Origin of the sequence: Mastigocoleus testarum BC008, from assembly GCF_001456025.1 — a bacterium.
Classification (GTDB): domain Bacteria; phylum Cyanobacteriota; class Cyanobacteriia; order Cyanobacteriales; family Nostocaceae; genus Mastigocoleus; species Mastigocoleus testarum.
The window spans coordinates 21,520-45,654 of the sequence record NZ_LMTZ01000154.1; the positions used below are offsets into that span (position 1 = coordinate 21,520).

General features: G+C 38.9%; 15 protein-coding genes. 10 read left to right on the forward strand and 5 right to left on the reverse strand.

Annotation, left to right across the window (positions count from 1 at the left end):
- Nucleotides 1-231: 231 nt before the first annotated feature.
- Complete coding sequence (gene gltB, locus BC008_RS41645) at nt 232-4,941, reverse strand: glutamate synthase large subunit (RefSeq protein WP_027840922.1); 4,710 nt, start codon at nt 4,939-4,941, stop codon at nt 232-234.
- Nucleotides 4,942-5,927: 986 nt separating this feature from the next.
- On the opposite strand from gltB, the gene BC008_RS41650 reads away from it, so the two are divergent.
- From BC008_RS41650 to BC008_RS41690, 9 genes are all read left to right on the forward strand, one after another.
- Nucleotides 5,928-8,069, forward strand: a complete 2,142-nt coding sequence (locus BC008_RS41650) for a phosphodiester glycosidase family protein (protein ID WP_058183389.1) — start codon at nt 5,928-5,930, stop codon at nt 8,067-8,069.
- A gap of 338 nt (nt 8,070-8,407) precedes the next feature.
- Nucleotides 8,408-8,827, forward strand: coding sequence for a phosphomannose isomerase type II C-terminal cupin domain (locus BC008_RS41655; protein WP_027840923.1), 420 nt, complete (start codon nt 8,408-8,410; stop codon nt 8,825-8,827).
- Between the two features lie 251 nt (nt 8,828-9,078).
- A complete protein-coding gene (locus BC008_RS41660) occupies nt 9,079-9,405 on the forward strand; it encodes a HesB/IscA family protein (RefSeq protein WP_027840924.1) in 327 nt (108 codons plus the stop codon).
- A 243-nt stretch (nt 9,406-9,648) separates the two neighbouring features.
- Complete coding sequence (rpsL, locus tag BC008_RS41665) at nt 9,649-10,023, forward strand: 30S ribosomal protein S12 (protein WP_027840925.1); 375 nt, start codon at nt 9,649-9,651, stop codon at nt 10,021-10,023.
- A gap of 531 nt (nt 10,024-10,554) precedes the next feature.
- Entirely contained in the window at nt 10,555-11,025 is a 471-nt protein-coding gene (gene rpsG / locus BC008_RS41670) for a 30S ribosomal protein S7 (RefSeq protein WP_027840926.1), read from the forward strand.
- A 162-nt stretch (nt 11,026-11,187) separates the two neighbouring features.
- Nucleotides 11,188-13,266: an elongation factor G gene (gene fusA, locus BC008_RS41675; protein ID WP_027840927.1), complete on the forward strand. Its 2,079-nt coding sequence runs from the start codon at nt 11,188-11,190 to the stop codon at nt 13,264-13,266.
- Between the two features lie 27 nt (nt 13,267-13,293).
- Nucleotides 13,294-14,523, forward strand: coding sequence for an elongation factor Tu (gene tuf / locus BC008_RS41680; protein ID WP_027840928.1), 1,230 nt, complete (start codon nt 13,294-13,296; stop codon nt 14,521-14,523).
- Nucleotides 14,524-14,817: 294 nt separating this feature from the next.
- Nucleotides 14,818-15,138 (forward strand): 30S ribosomal protein S10, encoded by a 321-nt coding sequence (rpsJ, locus tag BC008_RS41685; RefSeq protein WP_027840929.1) that lies wholly within the window; start codon nt 14,818-14,820, stop codon nt 15,136-15,138.
- Nucleotides 15,139-16,107: 969 nt separating this feature from the next.
- On the forward strand, nt 16,108-16,764 hold the full coding sequence (locus BC008_RS41690) for an LON peptidase substrate-binding domain-containing protein (RefSeq protein ID WP_027840930.1): 657 nt from the start codon (nt 16,108-16,110) through the stop codon (nt 16,762-16,764).
- A gap of 37 nt (nt 16,765-16,801) precedes the next feature.
- Here the strand turns inward: BC008_RS41690 and pheA are convergent, their stop codons facing one another.
- Both pheA and BC008_RS41700 read right to left on the reverse strand, forming a co-directional pair.
- Entirely contained in the window at nt 16,802-17,707 is a 906-nt protein-coding gene (pheA, locus tag BC008_RS41695) for a prephenate dehydratase (RefSeq protein ID WP_027840931.1), read from the reverse strand.
- Between the two features lie 284 nt (nt 17,708-17,991).
- Complete coding sequence (locus BC008_RS41700; RefSeq protein ID WP_058183383.1) at nt 17,992-19,713, reverse strand: glycosyltransferase family 39 protein; 1,722 nt, start codon at nt 19,711-19,713, stop codon at nt 17,992-17,994.
- Between the two features lie 635 nt (nt 19,714-20,348).
- Here BC008_RS41700 and BC008_RS41705 point away from each other — a divergent pair.
- Nucleotides 20,349-20,936, forward strand: a complete 588-nt coding sequence (locus BC008_RS41705; protein ID WP_027840933.1) for a DUF1997 domain-containing protein — start codon at nt 20,349-20,351, stop codon at nt 20,934-20,936.
- A gap of 37 nt (nt 20,937-20,973) precedes the next feature.
- On the opposite strand, the gene BC008_RS41710 is transcribed toward BC008_RS41705, so the two are convergent.
- Nucleotides 20,974-21,663: a ribonuclease HII gene (locus BC008_RS41710; RefSeq protein ID WP_058183384.1), complete on the reverse strand. Its 690-nt coding sequence runs from the start codon at nt 21,661-21,663 to the stop codon at nt 20,974-20,976.
- 28 nt (nt 21,664-21,691) lie between these two features.
- On the reverse strand, nt 21,692-23,767 hold the full coding sequence (locus BC008_RS41715) for an Rne/Rng family ribonuclease (protein WP_027840935.1): 2,076 nt from the start codon (nt 23,765-23,767) through the stop codon (nt 21,692-21,694).
- Nucleotides 23,768-24,135: the final 368 nt, after the last annotated feature.

Sequence of the window (24,135 nt, forward strand, 5' to 3'; positions counted from 1 at the left end):
CAAGAAAGCGAAATTTAATATAAACAATTTGTTCCCTATTGATACATTAAACCACTGATTTCGATTGATTATTCCCAATGTAAAAATACTTACAACATTTTTGGAAAAACAAAACAAGCAGTAATACTTTGATTGAATAATCGTTGTAACTTCTTCTTTAAGGGTAGATTCCTGTATTAAAACTTCGTAGAGACGTAGTAATTCTACGTCTCTCTTAGTTTTTTAGCTACTTTACACAGAACTTAACTGTTTGACTTTTTGAGGATTTACTTCTGGTCTTTCAGCTTCGGAAGGCGGAACCAAAAGCCAGAACTTGGGTAAGTACTCTTGCCAATTTTGCAAAATTTTCTTGGCTTTGGCGGAGTTTGTTCGATTGCAATGGGCTTGAATTAAATCTTTGAGTTGCTTTTCACCTGCAGCGGTAATTACCTTTTGAACTTTGACATTATCTTGATTGACTAATTCAGGGAAATTGCCATCCTCATCTAGAAAATATGCTAAACCACCAGTCATTCCTGCAGCAACATTACGTCCAACCTTACCTAGAACCACAACTACACCACCAGTCATATATTCGCAACAATGATCCCCGGCTCCTTCAATTACAGCTGTTCCTTTAGAATTTCGTACAGCGAACCTTTCTCCTGCTAGACCTTGAGCAAATAACATACCACCGGTAGCCCCGTAAATACAGGTATTGCCGATAATTACATTTTGTGAGGGATCATAAGTGACATCAACTGGAGGATTAATAATTATTTCACCACCATTCATACCTTTACCAACATAATCGTTGGCTTCACCCTCGAGAGTAAGAATCATTCCCGGAAGATTAAAAGCACCAAAGCTTTGACCCGCACTACCTTTGAAGTTCAAATTAATTTCTCCTTCAAAGCCATCGTTCCCATACTTCGCTGCGATTACTCCTGCTAAACGAGTACCAACAGTTCGATCAGTATTAACTAGAACAAATGATTTGGTGACGCTAGATTGATTTTGAATTGCAGCTTGAATATCTGCGTCCTTGAGTAGTTTATCATCTAATACATCACCGTTACTATGTACTTCTTCGTGCTTTAACCAGCTACGATCAGCTTTAGTTTCAGGTAACTGTAATAAACAGTTAAGGTTAAGGGATTGGGTCTTGGTTAACTCAACTTCCGAACGAGGTACCAATAAATCTGCACGTCCGACGATTTCTGTGAGAGAACGGTAACCAAATTTTGCAAGTAAAGAACGAACTTCTTCAGCAATAAAGTAAAAGAAGTTAACAACTTGTTCGGGAAGTCCAGGGAAACGCTTGCGTAATTCTTCTTTCTGGGAAGCTACACCCACAGGACAATTATTGGTATGGCAAATCCGCGCCATAATACACCCTTCAGCAATCATGGCGATGGAACCAAAACCGAATTCTTCTGCGCCCATTAAAGCACCCATTAACACGTCCCAACCGCTCTTAAGACCACCATCAACCCGCAAAATTACTCGATCGCGCAAATTGTTTTCCATTAGAACGCGATGTACTTCCGTTAGTCCCAATTCCCAAGGAGAACCAGCGTGTTTAATTGAACTTAAGGGCGAAGCACCTGTTCCACCATCGTGACCGGAAATTTGGATAATATCGGCGTTTGCTTTCGCAACCCCAGCAGCAATTGTCCCAATACCAATTTCTGCTACTAACTTCACCGAGACTTTGGCTTGGGGATTAATTTGATGCAAGTCGAAAATTAACTGTGCTAAATCTTCAATGGAATAAATGTCATGGTGGGGAGGTGGTGAAATCAGCGTTACACCCGGCTTAGAGCGCCGCAACATGGCAATGTAAGGGCTGACTTTTCTACCTGGTAACTGTCCTCCCTCTCCTGGCTTAGCACCTTGAGCAATTTTAATCTCAATTTGCTGGGCGCTCATTAGGTACTCTGGGGTAACACCAAAACGTCCCGAAGCAACTTGTTTAATGGCACTGCAAGCTCGATCTCCATTCCGTAGACCGTTTAAATGGGGTAATGTGGGGGAGTTTCCAGAATCATCCACATCATCTAAAACTTTAAAACGTACCGGGTCTTCACCACCTTCCCCAGAATTAGATTTACCGCCAATTCGATTCATAGCGATCGCTAAAGTCTCATGGGCTTCTCTTGAAAGTGCCCCTAAAGACATTCCACCCGTACAGAAGCGACGTAGAATTTCACTCACCGGTTCAACTTCTTCCAAAGGAATAGAATCTCGATCGCTTTGGAAATCTAGTAAATCCCGCAAAGCAGTAATCTTTCTATTCTGTAAAGATTGTTTATAAACGCTGTAATGGTCGTAATCTTTCGTGGCGACAGCTTTATGTAGCATTTTTGCCATTTCTGGATTGTTCATGTGATATTCACCACCACGACGATATTGAACAAAACCCAGATTTTCTAATTTTTTCAGACTTAGTTCGGGGAAAGCCTTACGATGAAAACTCAATACTTCTTGGGCTAAGTCACTAATACTTAAACCTCCGATCCGTGAAGTCGTACCCCGAAAGCCCATTGCTAACAAATCTTCTCCAATACCAATAGCTTCAAAAATTTGTGCTCCTTGATAGCTGGAAAGTAGTGATATTCCCATTTTTGAAAGAATTTTGAGTAATCCAGCCTCGATAGCCTGACGATAGTTACTCAAAGATTCTTCCAAACTTAAAGTCGGTACTTTACCACGTTCCATAAATTGTTGGGTTTTTGGATCTTCCCACCAATTTCGAACTGTATCTAATGCCATGTAGGGACAAATCGCTGCTGCACCGTAGCCAATCAAGCAAGCAAAATGATGGGTACTCCAACATTGAGCTGTATCAACAACTAAAGATACCTGCATTCGTAGTCTTTCCCTAATTAAGTGATGGTGCACTGCACCTGCAGCTAGTAGGGGTGGAATATAAGTACGATCGGCATCAATAGCACATTTTTGCTCGACACGCTCTGTGAGGATAAGTACTTTACTTCCTGAGCGTACTGCTTCTGCTGCTTTCGCTTGCAACGATTCAACTGCTTTTTGTAAGCCTTGGGGACCGTCAGTAATATCAAATAATGTTGACAGTTCTACTGTTGTAAAATCTGAATTCTTAATTGCTTCTAACTCAATTTCTGAAATTACTGGTGACTCTAACTTAATTCTGCGGGCGTATTCTGGTTTTGGAGCCAGTAAATTGCCCCTTTCACCAATTTCTACTTTTAATGACATCACCAGCTTTTCCCGTAGTGGGTCGATGGCTGGATTAGTTACCTGAGCAAATCTTTGCTTGAAATAGTCATATAGTAAGTGAGGTTTTTCTGATAATACCGCTAGGGGAATATCGTCACCCATGCAGAAAGTAGGCTCCTTAGCATTTGTAGCCATTTCTTGGATCGTCATTTCCACATCTTCTGTGGTGTATCCAAAGGCAAATTGATTTCTCAGTAAAGTTTTTCGGTCGATATTGGGATGTAATGTTCCTCGACTACCGTTACCATTACCATTACCATTACCATTGCCATTATTTTTGTGTTTACTTTCAACTAAGCCATTAAGATCTTGGCGATATTGACTCAACCATTCCCTGTAGGGGTATTTCTGAGCTATGCGCTGTTTGATTTGCCAATTTTTTAAAATTTCCTGGGTTTCTAAATCTACCGCGATCGTGCGTCCCGGTCCAAGTCTTCCTTTTTCAACAATTTCGGACTCTGGAAAGTTTGCAACGCCGGCTTCTGAAGCAACAACGATATAGTCATCTTTGGTGATGCAGTAACGAGCTGGTCTTAAACCGTTACGATCTAGGGCTGCTCCAACTTTTCGTCCATCACTGAAGACTAGTAAAGCTGGACCATCCCAAGCTTCTTGCATCCCACTGTAGTATTCGTAAAAATCAACAATTTCTGGATAATCTTTCAATTCCGGCTGATTTTGATAAGCTTCCGGCACCATGATCATCAAAGCTTCCAAGGGACTACGTCCGGAACGCACTAAAACTTCGAATACATTATCTAAAGTTGCGGAATCACTATTTTCCATCCGCACAAAAGGTCTCAGTTCATTTAAACGCTCTTCCCAAACAGGATGATTGAGTGTTGTATCTCTTGCCATCATCCAGTTTACGTTACCCACCAAAGTATTTATTTCACCATTATGTCCCAATAAACGCATTGGTTGGGCAAGTGGCCATTTAGGCAAAGTATTAGTACTGAAACGACGGTGGTAAACTGCAAAAGCAGTTATATATTGTGGATCTTTTAGATCGGCATAGAATTCTGCCAATACAGCAGAACGAACCATACCTTTGTAAATAATTGTTCGACTTGACAGCGAACAAACATAGAAGTCTGTTAAAGATTCTTGATTTAAACTGCGAATTTCTTTGACAACGCGACCGCGAGTAATGTATAGCTGCCTTTCTAGGTCATCGCCGCTTTTGTCATTACTTAATAAAAAAACTTGTTCTATTTGGGGTTGGTTTTCTTTTGCTTGTACTCCCAAAACTTGAGGGTCGACAGGTACAGTTCGCCAACCCAAAACAGTTAATTTCTCTTCCGATGCAACTGTTTCAAAAGTTGTTTTTGCTATTTGTGCTGCTTGTTTGTCGGTTGGGAGAAATATCATTCCTACCGCAACTTTGCTCAAGTCTTGTGGAAGTTTTATGTTATCTGCGGTTAAATTAGTTTGGAACAAGTCCCAGGGGATAGCAGTCAATATGCCTGCCCCATCACCAGAATCCCGATCTGCACTACAACCCCCACGGTGTTCTAAGCAGGTTAACCCAGCCAAAGCTTTTAGCAATACTCCATGGCTGGCTTGATTTCGACGATGGGCAATAAAGCCTACACCACAGGCATCCCTTTCCTCCACTAACCACCTTTGTCCCTGGCTGTTACTTTCGGAGGAATTATTGATAAATGCCATATTTTGTTCTTGATTGTTTTGTTTGTTTTTCATAAACTATACCCTGAGATTTTGAGTCGTTATTTTTACCACTCCGCAGTAAATTTGAAATTTGTTAATTATGATTTAGGAGATACATTGCAATGACTGCATGAGCGCAATTAAAAAAAAGAAAAAAAATTACCTCGGGTATCATCATCTTGTTCTACCCGCGTTAATATCTATAAATTGAAAAAATTATACTGGGTTAAATGAGTTACAGCTTATCCTGATGAGCTTATACAAACAGTTTAATATTTTTGAAGGTGTCTATTATCTCAATTCATCGTTTTAGACAAATTTAGACAAAAAAGTTAGCTCGGCTCCAACTTTCAATTCAATACTTCATTAAGATTCTCAATCTCAGTGAGAGTAATTAGAATTAAAGACTTTACCGACCTTCAATTTGTATACATTTTGTTTAAGTGTTTCTGCACTAAAATCAGCGCATTACAAATCAGCGTATTACACTATATGGCCATTTGACAATTCCAAAACTTCACTTGTTCGCACATAAGCCGTTTCAGTTAATGCTGCTACCATTTTCACCTCACTTAAGTAGCAAATAATCCTAAGACTAAGCTATCAATATTGAGTTCTATTTTTTTCTGCAATTATTTGCAGCAAGTTGACTGTTAGTTAGTAAGAAGTTTCACATAAATTTTCAGTATTTATGTCAAAAAAAAACTTGTTTAAATGTTTGCAAAAGGATGTTTAACTATATATACCTTATCATGCCAGACTTTAAAACCCATCTTACATTTTATTCCACCAACAAAAAATTTTAATTTTATACCTTCATAGTGCGAGGGAAGTTGTAAGTAAAAACTTCATCATTTCATGACTTTTAAATTTCGACTGCTAAAAAAGAATCTGAATTGCATGTTTCCTGGAGAAGAGGGATAAAAATAAGTCTCGACGATCATTTTGCTGAAAATGATACTTGTAAACCAAAACTTCGCAGATACCTAAAAAATAGTTTTTAAGAGTGAATGAAAATCATGGTAGAAAAAGTCAATAACTACTTGTTTTTATCAATCTGTAACATCACGAATAGTTGTAATTATAAGCGTTTTAAGGATTCTTTGTCTTTACTGCTTTTGTTTGGACTATTCTTCTTTACTAACCATTCTGTTGCATCAGCAAATTCAACCTCTGGACTAAAATTATCTTCTGAAAGAAATTCTCATTCCATAGTTAATCGCGGGGGTGTAGTTGCTTCAGGTTATCAAATTATTCTTAATGGAAAGAAATTTTCTGGAGCTTGGTTGCAACGTCAGGGAAACAAAAAATCAACACTTACTTATCTTAGTGATGGAGCGCTGAAGCAAATTTTTGGGATAGATTTATTAAATAGTCAACAGCCAGCTAGACAACCTATTCAGTGGTTTTCTTCATTTAAACAGCCTTTTATTCTATCTGGTTGGCTAACAACAGGATATAGATATTTAGATATTACAAGTTTAGCTGCAAGTAAAGGGTGGCAAATAAAAAATAATGGCAGCACTTTAAGTATATATACTCGAACAGCAAATATTAAAAATATTCTTCAGGGAAAGCGAGGAGACATTGAACAGGTAATAGTGGATTTGGATCGCCCGACACCTTGGCAAATCAGACAAGAAGCACCCAGAAAAAGAAAGCCACGTCCTCAGCTTCCTAAACTTGAGAATCCTAAAATTGAGAATCCTAAACTTAAAAATCCTGAACTCAAAAACCCCAAACTTAAAACTCCTAAACTCACAAATTCCACGCCTAAAACTCAAAAAAATCAACCGAAACTCCCCCCACTAAATCGAGATTGGACAATTACTCTACACGGAAATGCTAATCCTCGTTTGCTAAAACGCTACGCGCCTCGTCCAGTATTATCATCAGCTTTACAGTTAAATTCTTCTCAAGAAAATCTCAACCCAGTTTCTTCAAGTTCTGACGACATCAACATCAACGCTCCTGAACCACTAATTAAACAAATAGAAGTCGTTAAGAACCAAACCTTAATTCGTTTGAGCGTACCATTTGGTTACGAACCCCGGGTTAGTAGCGTGGGTAATCCTAATCGTTTAATTATTGATGTCAGACCAGATGCAATGGTAGCCCGAGATATAACTTGGGCTCCAGGATTGCTTTGGCGACAACAATTTGTTAACTTAGCCACAGAAAGCTTTGCTGTTAGATGGTTAGAAGTAAATCCCCGTTCTTTTAACATTCAGCTTAGACCGATTTGGTCTAATCCCAGCACCCTTGTAGGCACAGCACCATTAATTAAAACTGCCCAAAACTATGTTGCTGCGGCTGCTATTAATGGAGGTTTCTTTAATCGCAAAAATCGCTTACCTCTAGGTGCAATTAGACAAAATGGACAGTGGTTATCAAGTCCTATTCTTAATAGAGGTGCGATCGCGTGGAATGATTCCGGACAATTTTATATGGGTCGCTTGAGTTTAAGGGAAACTTTAATCGCTCCAAATCAACAAAAATTAACTATTTCTACCCTTAATAGTGGCTATGTGCAAACAGGAATTGCCCGCTATACGCCAGTTTGGGGATTGGCATATATACCTTTAACAGACAACGAAGTGGTTTTAGTTGTCCGTAAAAACCGAATTTTTAGCAAGTTACAAACAAACAAAGCAGGGGAGCAATCTATTCCCATTCCTAGAGATGGTTATTTAATTACTTCTCGTGGCGCAGGTAACAATCAACTCCTGAATTTGACTGTGGGTTCTGTTTTGCGTATTGCTAGTTCGAGTTTTCCTGTTGAATTTAATCGTTATCCGCATATTCTCGGAGCTGGGCCACTACTGTTGCAAAATCGTCGCATTGTGCTAGATGCAACTCGGGAAAACTTCAGTAAAGCTTTTGCAAGACAAAAAGCTGTTCGTAGTGCTATTTGTACTACTGCATCTGGTCGCTTAATAATTGCTGCAGTACACAATCGTGTAGGTGGTAAAGGTCCAACGTTAGCAGAACATGCCCAGTTAATGCAGCGAATGGGGTGTATCAATGCTTTAAATTTGGATGGGGGTAGTTCAACTAGTCTTTACCTTGGAGGTCAATTAGTTGACCGTTCTCCTAATACCGCAGCAAGGGTACACAACGGAATTGGAATTTTTCTCCAACCAACTAGTAAAAGCAAGTAAATAGAAAGCTAAGTAGGGTTATATTCACAGTTGCTTGTAGTGAAGATAGAATCGATCTCCCAAGCCAAGAAAAGCAAATAAATGCTTGGTATAATTGTTGACCTGCAATTTCAAGTTTAATGAAGTTAAGATTGATTTTGACTTTTGCTTAATAAAGAGTTGATGTAGATTTTCAGATGGGCAAAGTTATTTAATACACTGGCCTGCGAGTTTTTGTTATGTTTGGCAAGGGTGCTACGAATTGCTGATTTCCACGGTTGCAAAATTACGGCATATTTTCCATCAATGGTTAAGGTCACCAACCGATTTATCCTGCTTACCAACAAAAAGAGGTAATTATGTCTCAATTCCAAGAAGCTACAGAAGTTGAATCCTTGACATTTCCTCCTGCTGTTACTCCTAGAGGTGTTGCTGCTACGGAGTTGCGTCCCTGGGGTTCTTTCACAGTTCTGGAAGAAGGTCGCGGATACAAGATCAAGCGTATTGAGGTTAAACCCGGACATCGTTTGAGCCTGCAGATGCATCATCATCGTAGCGAGCACTGGATTGTTGTATCCGGCACAGCAAAAGTAGTTTGTGGCTCAGAAGAAATTCTGTTAAGCAACAATCAATCAACCTATGTTCCACAGTGTACAGAACATCGCTTGGAAAATCCTGGCGTTATTCCTTTAGTACTTATTGAAGTTCAAAATGGCGAATATTTAGGAGAAGACGATATTATTCGCTTCCAAGACGATTACTCTCGTACAAATAGCTAGAATCTTCGCCGTATTTGGTGAAACTCACCGAGCTTTTATTAAACAAGCATTCCTGTCGCGTCTACCTTTGGGAGAACTCACACCGTTTTCATAGGGGAAGACGCGAGTATTCACCCCAAATTCTGGTAAATTTTTACTTTAAGTTTGGCTATATTTTTATTTAATATATAGATTACCAACCAAAATTCTTGTGTTTACCCCATCTGTAAGATATTAGAGATGGGGTTTTAAATATTAAAATAACGGAATCAATGATTCATATTTCTCAATCCGCAGCTAATGAAATTGAACGGTTAAAATCAAAACGTTCTCAATCCGAGCTTTTATTTAGACTATCTGTCAAACAAGGTGGCTGTTCTGGCTTATTCTATGATTTATCTTTTATTTCAAACCACAATCTAGAAGATGTCATTTATGAATCACAAGGAATTAAAGTTGCTATAGATGCAGGTAGCTTGAAATATGTCGAGGGACTAAAACTAGATTACGCTGAGGATTTAATGGGTGGGGGATTCCGTTTTCAAAATCCTCAAGCTGTTTCTAGCTGTGGTTGTGGTAATTCCTTCTCTCAAGAATAAATAAAAATTTTTTAGTTATTAGCCAAAGTTATCAGGCGAATATTATTATCTACCAAATATATTTTCAGAAATTTAGTTTTCTTGCTTGCAGCTTCTGACATCATTGTGCAATCAAATTTGTGGTCGTTGAAGCAAGCTTGAAAATTTTGCATCTAAAATTATGTTTGACAGCCACCAATGGCAAACTGTATAATATCGATTTGTTAAAACTAAGATTAAACGCAGCTTCATGGGCTGTAACTCATGCCAACCATACAGCAGCTAATTAGAAACGAACGCGAACTGGCGCGCCAAAAGACTAAATCGCCAGCTCTGAAAAGATGCCCCCAACGTCGGGGAGTGTGCACCAGGGTATATACAACAACCCCGAAGAAACCTAACTCAGCACTACGTAAAGTAGCAAGGGTAAGGTTAACTTCTGGATTTGAGGTAACAGCTTATATCCCAGGGATTGGACACAACTTACAAGAACACTCGGTTGTCATGATTCGTGGCGGTAGGGTAAAAGATTTACCTGGTGTACGGTATCACATTATCCGCGGCACTTTAGATACGGCGGGAGTAAAAGATCGCAAACAAGGTCGTTCCAAATATGGGACAAAACGTCCTAAGGGATAAATGCAATTTCCTATTGTGCTTACCCCATGAATCGCCAAAAGTGTCAGATGAATCTAAAACAAATTGACCCGAATAAGGCTTTCTGAGCGGCAATAGTCCATGCAAGGGCTTACGCCGCTCTAATTTGCTAATGATTTCCAGTTGGCTAATTTCCTAGAAACAGATGATTTCCTGCAGATAAACTCTTTTTAAGTCTGTGATTAACATTGAGTGTTTTGAATGGGAAATGCTTATCCGAACAGTTAACAAGTATTACTGATGATAAGCATTAATTTTGAGAGTTATTTACAATTCTCTACTTATTCGAAGGGCGAAGATATCACAAATAAGGTATATAATGTTGTCGCCTTATATGTCCAGTAAAAGACAACAGTAGGAAGTAGCACTGCTTTCGGAAAAGCCAAAATTAAGAAAAGAGTGAAAAGCCTGATTCGTCGAATAGTAAGCTTATTTCGATGGTTTGCGCTAACAAATTCTCAATTCTTAGATATCATATAATCTCGTTGCCAAACATAAATTTAAGAGTTAATTATGTCTCGTCGTGGTGTTATTCAAAGACGTCCAGTTCCTCCTGACTCAGTATATAACAGTCGTTTAGTCAGCATGATGATTCGACGAATTATGCGTCATGGGAAAAAATCACTGGCTGCAAGACTTGTTTATGATGCGATGAAAACAATTGAGCAGAGAACAGGAAACGATCCATTGGAAACATTTGAAAGAGCAGTTCAAAATGTTACTCCTTTGGTAGAAGTTAAAGCTCGACGGGTTGGTGGTGCAACTTACCAAGTACCAATGGAAGTTCGTTCCGATCGAGGTACAACATTGGCACTCCGTTGGCTTGTAAGATTCTCTCGGGAACGTCCCGGCAAAACAATGGCGAATAGGTTAGCCAATGAATTAATGGATGCAGCTAACGAAACTGGTAATGCTATTCGTAAACGGGAAGAAACACATCGAATGGCAGAAGCGAATAAGGCTTTTGCCCACTATCGTTACTAATTATGAACAGTTAACTGTTAACCAATTGACAGTTAACTGATAATTGCCGCGAATGAATATATCAAATCTTTATATAAAGAAGGCGGGTTCCCGTAAGAGTATATATTCTTAACAAAGTGTAATATACAAGATATCATGAGGCGAAAGGTATAGGAGGCAGCTGTGGCACGTACTAACCCGCTGGAAAAGGTGCGTAATATTGGCATCGCAGCACATATAGACGCGGGCAAAACAACTACGACTGAGAGAATACTGTTTTACTCCGGGATTATTCACAAAATTGGTGAGGTTCACGAGGGAACAGCGGTAACCGACTGGATGGCTCAAGAACGGGAGCGAGGAATTACAATTACTGCTGCTGCTATTAGCACTAGTTGGAAAGATCATCAAATAAACATAATTGATACTCCCGGTCACGTAGACTTCACCATCGAAGTTGAGCGCTCCATGCGGGTATTAGATGGTGTTATCACAGTTCTATGCTCAGTAGGTGGTGTACAACCCCAAACCGAAACTGTATGGCGACAAGCAGATCGTTATAAAGTACCAAGGATCATTTTTGTAAACAAAATGGATCGTATTGGTGCGGATTTCTTCAAGGTTCACGAGCAAGTATGCGATCGCATGCGAACCAACGCTGTTCCAATCCAATTACCAATTGGTAGTGAGAGCGAGTTTCGTGGAATAGTCGACTTGGTCAAGATGCGTGCATACATCTACAACAACGACCAAGGAACTGATATTGAAGAAACAGATATTCCCGCCGAAGTACAAGAAATAGTTGAAGAATATCGTACAAAATTAATTGAAGCGGTAGCTGAAACTTCTGATGATTTGATGACAAAGTACTTCGAAGGAGAAGAAATCACAGAAGAAGAGATCCAGCTAGCTCTGAGAAAAGGAACTATAGACGGTACGATTGTACCGATGCTGTGCGGTTCGGCATTTAAAAACAAGGGTGTGCAGTTGCTCTTGGATGCTGTGGTAAATTACCTGCCAGCACCTATAGATGTACCCCCAATTCAAGGTACATTACCAAGTGGCGAAACAGTCGAAAGATTTGCCGACGACGAAGCCCCCTTAGCTGCACTTGCTTTCAAAGTGATGGCCGATCCTTACGGTCGTTTAACCTTTATTCGAGTTTATTCTGGCATCTTCAAGAAAGGTAGCTATGTTTATAATGCGACAAAAGGTAAGAAAGAACGAATTTCCCGCCTAGTTTTAATGAAGGCAGATGATCGGCAGGATGTTGATGAACTGCGAGCAGGGGATTTGGGAGCAGCAGTAGGATTGAAAGAGACCTTGACAGGTGATACTCTTTGTGATGAGGATTCGCCGGTAATTTTGGAATCCCTATTTATTCCAGAACCTGTGATCTCGGTTGCGGTTGAACCCAAAACCAAGAACGATATGGAAAAGCTTTCAAAAGCGTTACAAGCGCTTTCGGAAGAAGATCCCACTTTTCGTGTCAGCGTCAACCCTGAAACTAACCAAACCGTGATTGCGGGAATGGGAGAGTTACACTTAGAGATTCTCGTAGATAGAATGTTACGAGAATTTAAAGTTGAAGCAAATGTTGGCGCACCACAGGTAGCTTATCGCGAAACTATCCGCAAAGCTGTTACTAAGGTAGAAGGTAAATTCATCCGCCAAAGTGGTGGTAAAGGTCAGTACGGTCATGTCGTAATCGACTTAGAGCCAGGAAAAGCGGGAAGCGGTTTTGAATTTGTCTCTAAAATAGTCGGTGGTTCAGTACCCAGAGAATATGTTGCGCCAGTAGAGCAGGGAATGAAAGAAACCTGTGAATCGGGTATCCTAGCAGGGTATCCCTTAATTGACGTCAAGGCAACATTGATAGATGGGTCTTACCACGACGTAGATTCTTCAGAGATGGCATTCAAAATTGCTGGTTCTATGGCGATGAAAGCTGCCACAATGAAGGCTTCACCAGTCCTATTAGAACCCATGATGAAAGTTGAGGTAGAAGTACCAGAAAACTTCCTTGGGGATGTGATGGGCGATTTGAACTCTCGTCGGGGTCAAATTGAAGGGATGGGATCCGAACAGGGTCTTTCAAAAGTGACTGCTAAAGTTCCATTGGCGGAAATGTTTGGTTATGCTACAGACATCCGCTCCAAGACCCAAGGTCGGGGCGTCTTCTCCATGGAATTTAGTAGTTACGAGGAAGTGCCTCGCAACGTCAGTGAGGCAATCATCGCTAAAAGTAAAGGGAACGCATAACTAGAAAAGGAAAAAAAACGAGTACTCATGGCACGCGCAAAGTTTGAAAGAAATAAACCCCACGTTAATATTGGTACTATTGGTCACGTTGACCACGGTAAAACTACTTTAACAGCAGCTATCACCATGACCTTATCGGCTTTAGGTCAAGCTGCGGCCAAAAAGTATGATGAAATCGATAACGCCCCAGAAGAAAAAGCTCGGGGTATTACTATTAACACTGCTCACGTGGAGTATGAGACTGAAAATCGTCACTATGCTCACGTAGATTGTCCCGGACACGCAGACTATGTGAAAAATATGATCACAGGTGCTGCTCAGATGGATGGTGCTATTTTGGTAGTATCCGCAGCTGATGGTCCTATGCCCCAAACCCGGGAGCACATCCTCTTAGCAAAACAAGTGGGCGTGCCCAACATCGTTGTCTTTTTAAATAAGAAAGACATGGTGGATGATGATGAACTGCTGGAATTGGTGGAATTAGAAGTCCAAGAATTGCTGAGCAGTTATGACTTCCCTGGTGATGAAATTCCTGTGATAGCAGGTTCTGGTTTGCAAGCACTAGAGCATATGATTGCTAACCCCTCAACACAACGGGGCGATAACGAGTGGGTAGATAAAATCTATGACTTGATGGATAAGGTAGATTCTTATATTCCTACTCCCGAGCGGGCTGTAGATAAGCCTTTCTTGATGGCAGTTGAAGACGTATTTTCTATCACAGGTCGTGGTACCGTAGCGACTGGTAGAATTGAGCGTGGTGTTGTTAAAGTTGGCGATCAGGTAGAGCTTGTTGGAATTAGAGATACCCGCAGCACCACCGTAACTGGAATCGAGATGTTCAAAAAGAGTCTTGATGAAGGTATGGCTGGGGATAATGCTGGAGTATTATTGCGCGGTCTGCAAAAAACTGACGTAGAACGCGGTATGGTTCTTGCTAAGCCAGGTAGCATTACACCACACACTGAATTTGAAGGTGAAGTGTATGTTTTAACTGATAAAGAAGGTGGTCGTAAGACTCCATTCTTTTCTGGTTATCGCCCTCAGTTCTACGTGCGAACCACTGACGTAACCGGTACCATCAAATCTTTTACTGCAGATGATGGTAGCGTTGCAGAAATGGTAATGCCTGGAGACCGCATTAAAATGAATGTGGAATTAATCAACCCAATTGCGATTGAAACAGGAATGCGTTTTGCTATTCGTGAAGGTGGTCGTACAATTGGTGCTGGTGTTGTTTCCAAGATCGTAAAGTAACACCTGTTTACCTTAAATGAAGGAGGAGCAGAGATGCTGAAATTATTCTCTGCTCTTTTCCCATCATTTGAATTGTATTTCTCGAACTATATTATGAGCGATCGTAAATTTACTTTTTCTAGAAGAGCTATACATTGCTACTCAAGTAATTATTTAATTTCCGCTAGCTCATAATTATTATTGTTCGTCTATTAATATGTAGAAGCACAAGCTGCTTTAATAAGCCGAACGATACTCTAATTTTTCAAATAAGCTTTACTAGCTTCTTTCATCTGAACCAGGAAAACTAAAGAAATGGCCACTTTACAACAACAGCAAAAAATCAGAATTCGCTTACAAGCTTTTGACCGTCGTTTACTAGATACATCTTGCGAGAAGATTGTTGATACAGCAAACCGTACCAACGCTACAGCTATTGGTCCTATACCCCTGCCGACAAAACGTCGAATTTACTGTGTTTTGCGCTCGCCTCACGTTGATAAGGACTCTAGGGAACATTTTGAAACACGTACTCATCGCCGTATCATCGATATTTATCAGCCATCTTCTAAAACTATTGATGCTCTAATGAAATTGGATTTACCATCTGGTGTGGATATTGAAGTCAAATTGTAATCAGTTATATTTTTACTAGTTATTAGTTTGCTTTGTTGTTTTATTTGTGGCTGAGTAAGATTTTAAATACTGAAAACTTACATAATAATAACAACTAATAGTCAATCGCATCAAAGTGAGTAGTGAGACGAATAAATAAACCACGTAACAGTTAAGATTGCACTGTTACGTCATATCTGCGGGGAATTATCTCCCGCAGAATTTGTATTTGAACAAAAATGTTGTTAATAAATCCCTGTCTACTAGGAATCATATTTGTGATTCTGGATATGAATTTGTTTCACAATAATTTCTATCATCGCTTTATAAGTTTAAATTCAATACAAAATCTTCAATCTTTATCTAAATAATGTAATGAATTGAGTTGATTTAAGCTTTAGCAAATTAAGTTTTTATAGCAGTAAGTGTATGGGTCAGAAAATTATATTTTGCTATAAAGGGGATAGGAAGCAAAAAATATCCTGAGGCAAAAATATAGTCCTTGATATGTGGAAATTATATGTAATTTTTTTTTATGATTTCTATCAGAAATATAATTGTTAATTTAAAAATCTAGAAATAAAAGAATGCTATCTAAGATTAATTAATATCTAACATTAATTAACTTGTCTTTGTCTACAGATAGCTAATTCATTAGATCTAAAAATCTTAATCACACTTGATTATGTATTCTCAATTGGGCAAATAATATTGAGTTAATAACTTCATACAACCAACAAAAATAAAGTAATAAAAGATACTTAATTGTAAGTCATGGGTTTAAATTTGTAGATATTGAATTGATATTTAGGTACGAAGATTTTTAATCTTCTTATAAAAATATTCTTATTTATGATGTTTCAATCTTTACTAGTGTTTGATATAGATTTCCTCAAGGTTTTTTATAGCCGAATCATAAAATGCTAGAATAGCAAAATACGGGGAATCTAAAAATAACTTTATAAAGATTAAATTTATACCAAGGTTACAATGTCATCTTCTTCTAATATTGCGGTTCGCGAATTACCTCTATTCCCCATAAAGGAGTTAGTGTTATTTCCTTCCAGACCTTTACCCCTACATATATTTGAATTTCGCTACCGGATGATGATGAACACGATCTTGCAAAGCGATCGAAGGTTCGGTGTGCTGATGGTAGATCCAGTAAAAGGCTCAATTGCGAATGTTGGTTGCTGTGCTGAAATTGTTCACTATCAACGTTATCCAGACGATCGGATGAAAATGGTAACTTTAGGACAGCAAAGATTTCGCGTCTTGGAGTACATTCGAGAAAAGCCTTATTACGTAGGGTTAGTAGAATGGATAGAAGACGAGCCACCCAGTCAAGACTTGCGAACAGTTGCAACAGAAGTGGAACAATTGCTGCAAGATGTAGTTCGTTTATCAGCAAAACTCACTGAACAACCAATTGAACTACCAGACGATTTGCCAGAGTTACCTTTAGAGCTTTCATATTGGGTTGCGTATAATCTGAGAAGTGTTCCTTTGGAGCAACAAGCACTTTTAGAAATACAAGATACTGCTGCTCGTTTAGAACGGGAAGCAGAAATTTTAACTTCTACTCGCAATCATTTAGCTGCTCGTACAGTTCTTAAAGACACATTAAATCAAAACTATAGGGGTTAGTTAATACTAAGTACTGGCTAATTATTCTAGTTAGCAGTTAGTTGCTTGACTTGCTAATCTGCAGGACATTGTAACTGCCAAAAACCTTCAGTATTTCTGTATGCTTACTAAGTTCGGTGAGTGCCAATTGTATTTCTGATTGGCTATCATCAGCTTCTAAATCTATAAAAAATAAATATTCTCCTAGGGAGCGTTTAGTAGGTCGAGACTCGATGCGACTGAGATTTATACCAAGTTGAGAAAAGACCTCTAAGGGTTTAACCAAAGCGCCAGGAATATTTGCAGGTAGACTAAAGGCTAATGAGGTGTGAGTGCTTTTAGCAACAGAAGAATGGGGATAAATATCAGGTACGTCAACGTCAACTCTACTAATTATCCAAAAACGAGTGTAGTTTTCTGGACTATCATTAATGCTGCTGGCTAGAATCGGTAAATTATATATTTGCGCCGCACGCTTGGAAGAAATCGTTGCTGTGGTCGATTCTTGATCTAGTATTCCTAATGCTTCAGTTGTAGATTTTGTCGGAATTAGCTGTGCATTAGGTAAGAATGCATTTAGCCATTTCTGACATTGAGCAAGAGCTTGGGGATGGGAGTAAACTTTTTCAATTGTCTCCAAGCTTTTAGCATTTGAGACAAGAGCATGACAAATTGGCATAACTAAGGCTAGATTAATTTGTAAATCATCTAATTGCCATAATGTATCCATAGTGACTCTCACGCTTCCCTCAATAGAGTTTTCTACAGGTATCACAGCTAAATCTGTTTCCTTAGAATCTACAGCGTATAATGTTTCAGCAATGCTGGGATAAGGACACAACTGAGTTTTCACTTCGGCCTTTTCTTTCAGGAAATTAGTATAATTAATAGCAACAGCTTCGGCATATGTACCTAATGGTCCTAAATGGGCAATATGTAAAGTTTTCGGTTCGTCACTTATCATGGGTAATTGGTAGCTAGTAATTAGTGGTTATCAGTAGTTAGCAGTCGCAAATAAAAACAAGTTTTCCTAAAAATAATTTTTCACAAGAAGAATTTTTTAAAATCCATCTCAACTTTACAATTCTCAGGAATGTTTTTCTCGGGTATATTCAAAGTTTAATAGTTCGCCAGATGCACTAATATATTTGAGCCCTAAATTCATGTTACAGATTGGCCAAAAATCTTTCGAATAATTAATCAATTTTGGTGCTATAAATAACTACTAAATATCACAATATGAAAGCATTAATTATTGGCAGCACAACGGTAGAGCTTATATTTGTATTCACCAGCATATGAATTATATTTAGGGTCAAGAAAACAATTTTGAGATTCTAAATCCATTTTTGTGCGAAAGTTAACTAACCACAAATCCAAAGGGCGAGGTACTTGAGTAAGTTGTTTATTAAGTATTTCCATCCCCTCACTGTAAGAGTCTGTTTGAAAATCTTTGTGTACTAAGAAAAACTGCCAATCATTACTAGAAAATTTATCACCAGATAAGCGTTTAAATTCTAGTGCTAAACCCATCATTCTTCCAGTTTGTCCGTGATGTTTGTGACTGGTAGCGATGATAGCTGGGGATTGGGAAGCTTTGTAGATCGTTGGAGCAAGGATATCGGGACGATGATGCTGCAAGTAGCCAATATTCCCAACAACTGTTACTCCTCCCAAAAGGGACATAAAAGCAATAATTCCCACCAACACTCTCTTGTTAATAGCCGAAAAGAATTGATGATTTTGGGAATGAAAGTTTTTTCCTTCCTGCCAGCAAATAGCTAAAGCCGCTGCAAAGACAAGTATAACTGTGGGTGTATAAATAAATTGGAAGCGCGGTGCTAAAGTTAAATCTATACCTAGAAAGTAACTAAAGCTTAAAAATAAAAATATTGCCCCGATAATGTATTCTTTTAAGGAATTACTAATAACGGCAGATGTTGAATTTAATTGTTGAGCTTGTAAAGTACATCTGATGTTATAAATTACCCAACCTAAAAACAGTAGTGTAAATACACCAGAAATTACCACAATCCAAATAGGTACAATAGAAATTGCTGACGGAGGCAATACAAATATACTTATCATCCATAGAAAAAGTCGCCAAATCGGTTCTATGAAATGCGGACTTCCATCAGAGACCCAAGTGGTAAGCTCATTTCCACGAATCTTTGTTAAAATTGGTAACCATACTATAGAAGCACTAAAGGTTCCAAAAGCAACTCCCAACATACGTAACCAGTTTAAACGTATTGACACCCACTTATTACTTTTGATTTGCTTTGCAATGTATAAGAGCAATACACAACCTTGAACGCACAGTGCCAAGCTAAAGAAAAAATGGGTTGCAATTCCCAAAGCATTGACTATAACCCAAGTTAACCCCACCCAAATTGGTAGGCGTCGATGATTACGAGTCACTTCAATTGCTTTCATGAAACAAGACAAAGAAGCAATTAGCAACAAAATAACTAGGGTATAATGACGTGCTTCCCTAGCTAAAAATATATTGTAGGGAGAGACAGCCATTAACGCAGCCGCTATATGTCCTACTAAAGCCGAACGAAAAACTATATATCCGAAACCAAACATTGCTGGAATGGATATAATTCCTAATATGGCACTCAGCGATCGCGCCGCAAAAATAGATGCTAATTCTCCTGGTGGTGAAAAAATTTTCATCCACAAGTGATTAATAATGAAATATATAGGTGGGTGTGTACTTTCACTAAATAAGCGTTCGGTAACATCACTAATTTCTGTATTGGATATTACTTGCAATGGTTGCAACAAGACATCCGCATTAATAATTTGATTGAGGGGTACGTGACGAAATGTGTTACCCAAGCTGAAAACTATGGTGGCACATTCATCAGTCCAAGGTGGTAATTTTTCTAAGCCGATAAAGCGCAGACAACTACCAATAATTATCCATGCCAACAATAACAATAGATGAATGCGCTTGTTCATTATTATAGTTATGAAATGTTTAGCAGTTTTTGATTACTTATCTTGGAGTGGAGCCGATACAAACCTCGGATCTTGAAATATTTTCATTGAGTTTTCAATTACAAAATCTCCACTTTTTTTCCCAAATTCAAAATGAATATTACAACAATCATATTCAGTTTGTGAACAGGTTATGGAATAATTGTTAGCCATTTATATGAAAATAACTATAGAAAAGTAGTTCCAGTGTAATGAACAATTATCGCCCTACTCACTATTACTTATTTTTTCCTTAGTATTTTTTGCTTATATATATTTCGAAAATTGTAAATATAATCAAGGTTGCAAACATGCATTATTTAAATAGTATATATAAACTTTTTGCTCGAGCATTTAACTGTATCCAGACATTACATAAATCACTTATTACTACTTGTGACAAAATTTCCAGATATTTATTAGTATTTTAATTCTGAGGTATTAATTTTAAAGATAAAGATATTTGCAGCTTTTTAGAGCAATGCTATCTCAGCATCTACTTAATGACAAAGTATAGCAAAACATCACATTTCAACAGTGAAAAATACATTAAATATTTTTTATTAATCATGTATTAAAAAATATTAGAATAATTAAATAGTTATGGTTATTAAATTATGGCGACCAAGTTTTTTGCTTCCGAGTCAGTAGAAATTACTGTTACCCGGCAAGCTATTCCCGTTGAGCATTACTTGCGTCAGCCACAAAGATTAGTTAATGCTTTAGTCGATCAAAAGCGGGTTGAACAACTGAGTAGAGAAGTTTTTCGTTTAAAAATGCGTCCTTTACATTTTATGTCTGTAAAAATTCAACCAACCGTAGACATGAAGGTATGGGCACAATCAAACGGCACAATCAACCTAGAATCAATTGCTTGTAAAATCCTTGGTTTAGATTACATTAACCAGCGTTTTAACCTAAATTTAAAAGGATATTTATTACCTATACAGCGCAATGGTGTTACTTACCTTAAGGGCAATGCCAATCTAGAAGTTAGATTAGAACTGCCACCGCCATTTTCTTTCACTCCCCAATTGATTATGGAAAAAACTGGAAATGCCCTGCTCAAAAGCGTCTTAATGACAATCAAGCAAAGATTACTCAATCAGCTTTTGAATGATTATCATTCCTGGGTTAAGTCTCAAACACAGGGACAAAGAATTGACAGTGACAGCACTGAATTTTCTAGCTTGAAATTGGAATAATTATCACTTTATTTTTGATTTGAAGCATCGCAATTAGCTATATCTCTAGATTTATCTTCATTTGTTTTTGACAAGGGCTGAAAGAATGACGGTGCCAAGGCGAAGGCCCATGTTGCTCTAATGCTATCAGGTGAATTTTACTACCGTATCCCTTATTCTTATCTAAGCCATACATGGGGTATTTCAATGCCATTTTTATCATTATCTCATCGCGCCAAACTTTCGCCACAATACTAGCAGCAGCAATTTGGAGCGATTTAGAATCTCCCTTAACTATTGTTTGTTGCTGTTGTTGGGGTAGATCTTTTATCATTTGATTGCCATCAATCAAACAAATTTCCGGCTGAATTTCGAGCCTCGTGATTGCTCGTCTCATGGCTAATAAAGATGCCTGCAGAATATTTATTTCGTCAATTTCTGTGGGAGAAGCACAGCCAATTTTCCAATCTAATGCCAACTCATAAATTTGCTCAGCTAATTTACTTCGACGAGTAGCACTCAGCTTTTTACTGTCATTGATTTTTGCACTAATCAACTCCGGAAAAGCAGTTTGTGGGAGTACGACAGCAGCAGCAACTACAGGTCCAAATAATGCACCTCTTCCCGCCTCATCAACGCCTGCAACAATTTCAGGCAATTTAGATGAAGGGGATAACTCCAGCCACTGGGAATCGCTTGTGGATGTTTGGGAGCCCATGCCAAAAACAGATTTTTGCCTATCAGCCATAAGAATTATTTATGCTTCAAGCCGATTTTTATTCACTTTCTGTAGCAGATGAACGACGGCGACGGCGACGTTTGATACCGGTACTGCTAGATGCACTAATAACCTCAGGTTCTGGTTCTGGCTCAGGTTCTGGTTCTGGTTCTGGTTTTGGTTTTGAAGCAATTACCGGAGTTACCTCTGCTGTACTACTTTCTTCCAATTCAACCTTTGTAGGTGCTGGGGTTTCTACTTCATCGGAATTTTTTACAGGTTTTGGCGCAATAGTAGGTTCTGGATTTTCTGATGTTGCTGTAGAAGCTTGTCCGGGCTGGGTTACATTGATAATTACAGACTTGGGATTTTTTACTTCACGATTTAAAAGTACTAAAGGTGATACTCCCATTAGCGCATAAACGTCTTGTTCTTCCGATGACATCTCCACAGAAACAATTTCTGGTGGTTCGACGACTGATTTAACAGATTCTATTTTACTTACTCTATTAGCAGGGGGGAGGCGATCGCCCCAACCGGCTTTACCAAAAGTAGCTTCTGAAGCTAATTCTGCATCTATGTCCCCATCTTGGTCATTAGCCAAGATTGGAGAATTATTATTAAGCCGTAGTTCCTCTTTGCCATTAGTCCCATTGACACCATTACGACGACGACGGACGCGACGTTTACTACTATCACCAAGTTCGTGATAGCTCGGATGGTTAACCAAATTCAAGGCTGCTAACTCAGATTCGTTATCAAATCCGTCATTAAATCCTTCGTAAGATTCCCGTGGTTCATTAATGCGAGCAGCAGGTAAGCGGGGTTCTTTATGGGGTAAGGAAACAAAACGTTCTGGCGGTACTTCGGTTGGAGCTACAACTTCTGGAGTTTCAGTTTCACCAGGTAGTCTGACAATATGACCTAAACCACCACATGTGGAACAAGTCTTACCAAATAATTCATAAATATTTTGTCCTTGACGCTTACGCGTAAGCTCTACTAGACCCAGTTCTGTAAGCTGAGCGATTTGGGGACGGGCTTTGTCTGCTTTGAGTGCCTTATTAAAATGCTCTAGGACATGCAGTTGGTCGCGCCGCGATTCCATATCAATAAAATCAACAACAATTACACCGGCGATATTACGCAAGCGTAATTGACGGGCAATTTCCGTTGCAGCTTCACAATTAGTCCACAAAACTGTTTCTCTTGCTGTTGCAGAACGTGTAAAGGAACCCGAGTTAACATCGATTACGGTTAGTGCTTCTGTCGGTTCAATAATTACATAACCTCCAGATGGTAAATCTACTCTCGGTCTCAGAGCTTCTTTAACTGCAGCATTAATGCGGAAATATTCCAAAATATCGCTGCGATCGCGGTGGTGATCGATTAATAAACCTTGTGGTGTTTGTCCGCCACTCCAATTTTGTAAGTATTGTTTGACTCGTTTTAACCCAGTACTTGAATCAACCACAATTCGGTTAACATCGGCACCGTACATATCTCGTAGTACCCTTTGGATGAAATCATCATCTCGATTGAGTAATGCTGGTGCGCGGGTAGATTGAGCTTCTTGCTGAATGGTTTCCCATTGTCTTTGCAAAGATTCTAAATCTTCAATAATCGCTTCTTCTGGCTTGCCTTCGGCTTCAGTTCGTACTAACAAACCCATGCCAGCAGGTTTAATCAAAATTGCTAGTGCTCGCAAACGGTTGCGTTCATTTTCATTTTTGATTCGACGGGATAAATTTACACCGCGTCCATAAGGCATGAGAACAACGTAACGCCCGGGTAAAGTAATATTTCCCGTCAATCTTGGACCTTTGGTTCCAGTTGGCTCTTTCATTACCTGTACTGGAACTTTTTGCTGTGGTGCCAATAATTCCGTAATTGCAGCCGAACTGCGCTTAAGTCTGAGTGGTCCGAGATCGGTTACATGAATAAAACCGTTACGTTCTGGGTCACCTATATTTACAAAGGCTGCATCTATCCCAGGTAATACATTTTCTACTACACCTAAGTAAATATCACCAATTTGGTGATGACCCGTAGCAACAACCAATTCTTGTATTTGGTCTTCAGAAAATACAGCAGCAATCTGATGCTGTTCGGCGATAATAATTTGTTTTGTCATTCAATTCCCTCAAAAATTGGCAGCACAAATAGACATGGGGGTTGATTGTTCGAGTTCGCCCTTACAAGCCTGGTTCTGCTGGTAGTAAAAATTACACTTTTTTGCTCTCAAATTTGGCAAGCGGTTGACGTTGTCTTGACGCTCACACGCTTGATTATTCCACAACGGCTGCATAAAATTTTCTAAGCAATTAAATACCCGTCCGTGGTTAATTTTTGATTAAATGCTCTTTCCAATCTTTGGCCAGAGCTTTCCACTGTTGTTTGAAAAAGCATATACTCGGAGAAATAATTAGAGAAGCCGACCCAGTCGCTTGTTTGGTTGCCGATTCACTCGTAGCTATTTTTAAAGAGTGTTTGTCAATCTGC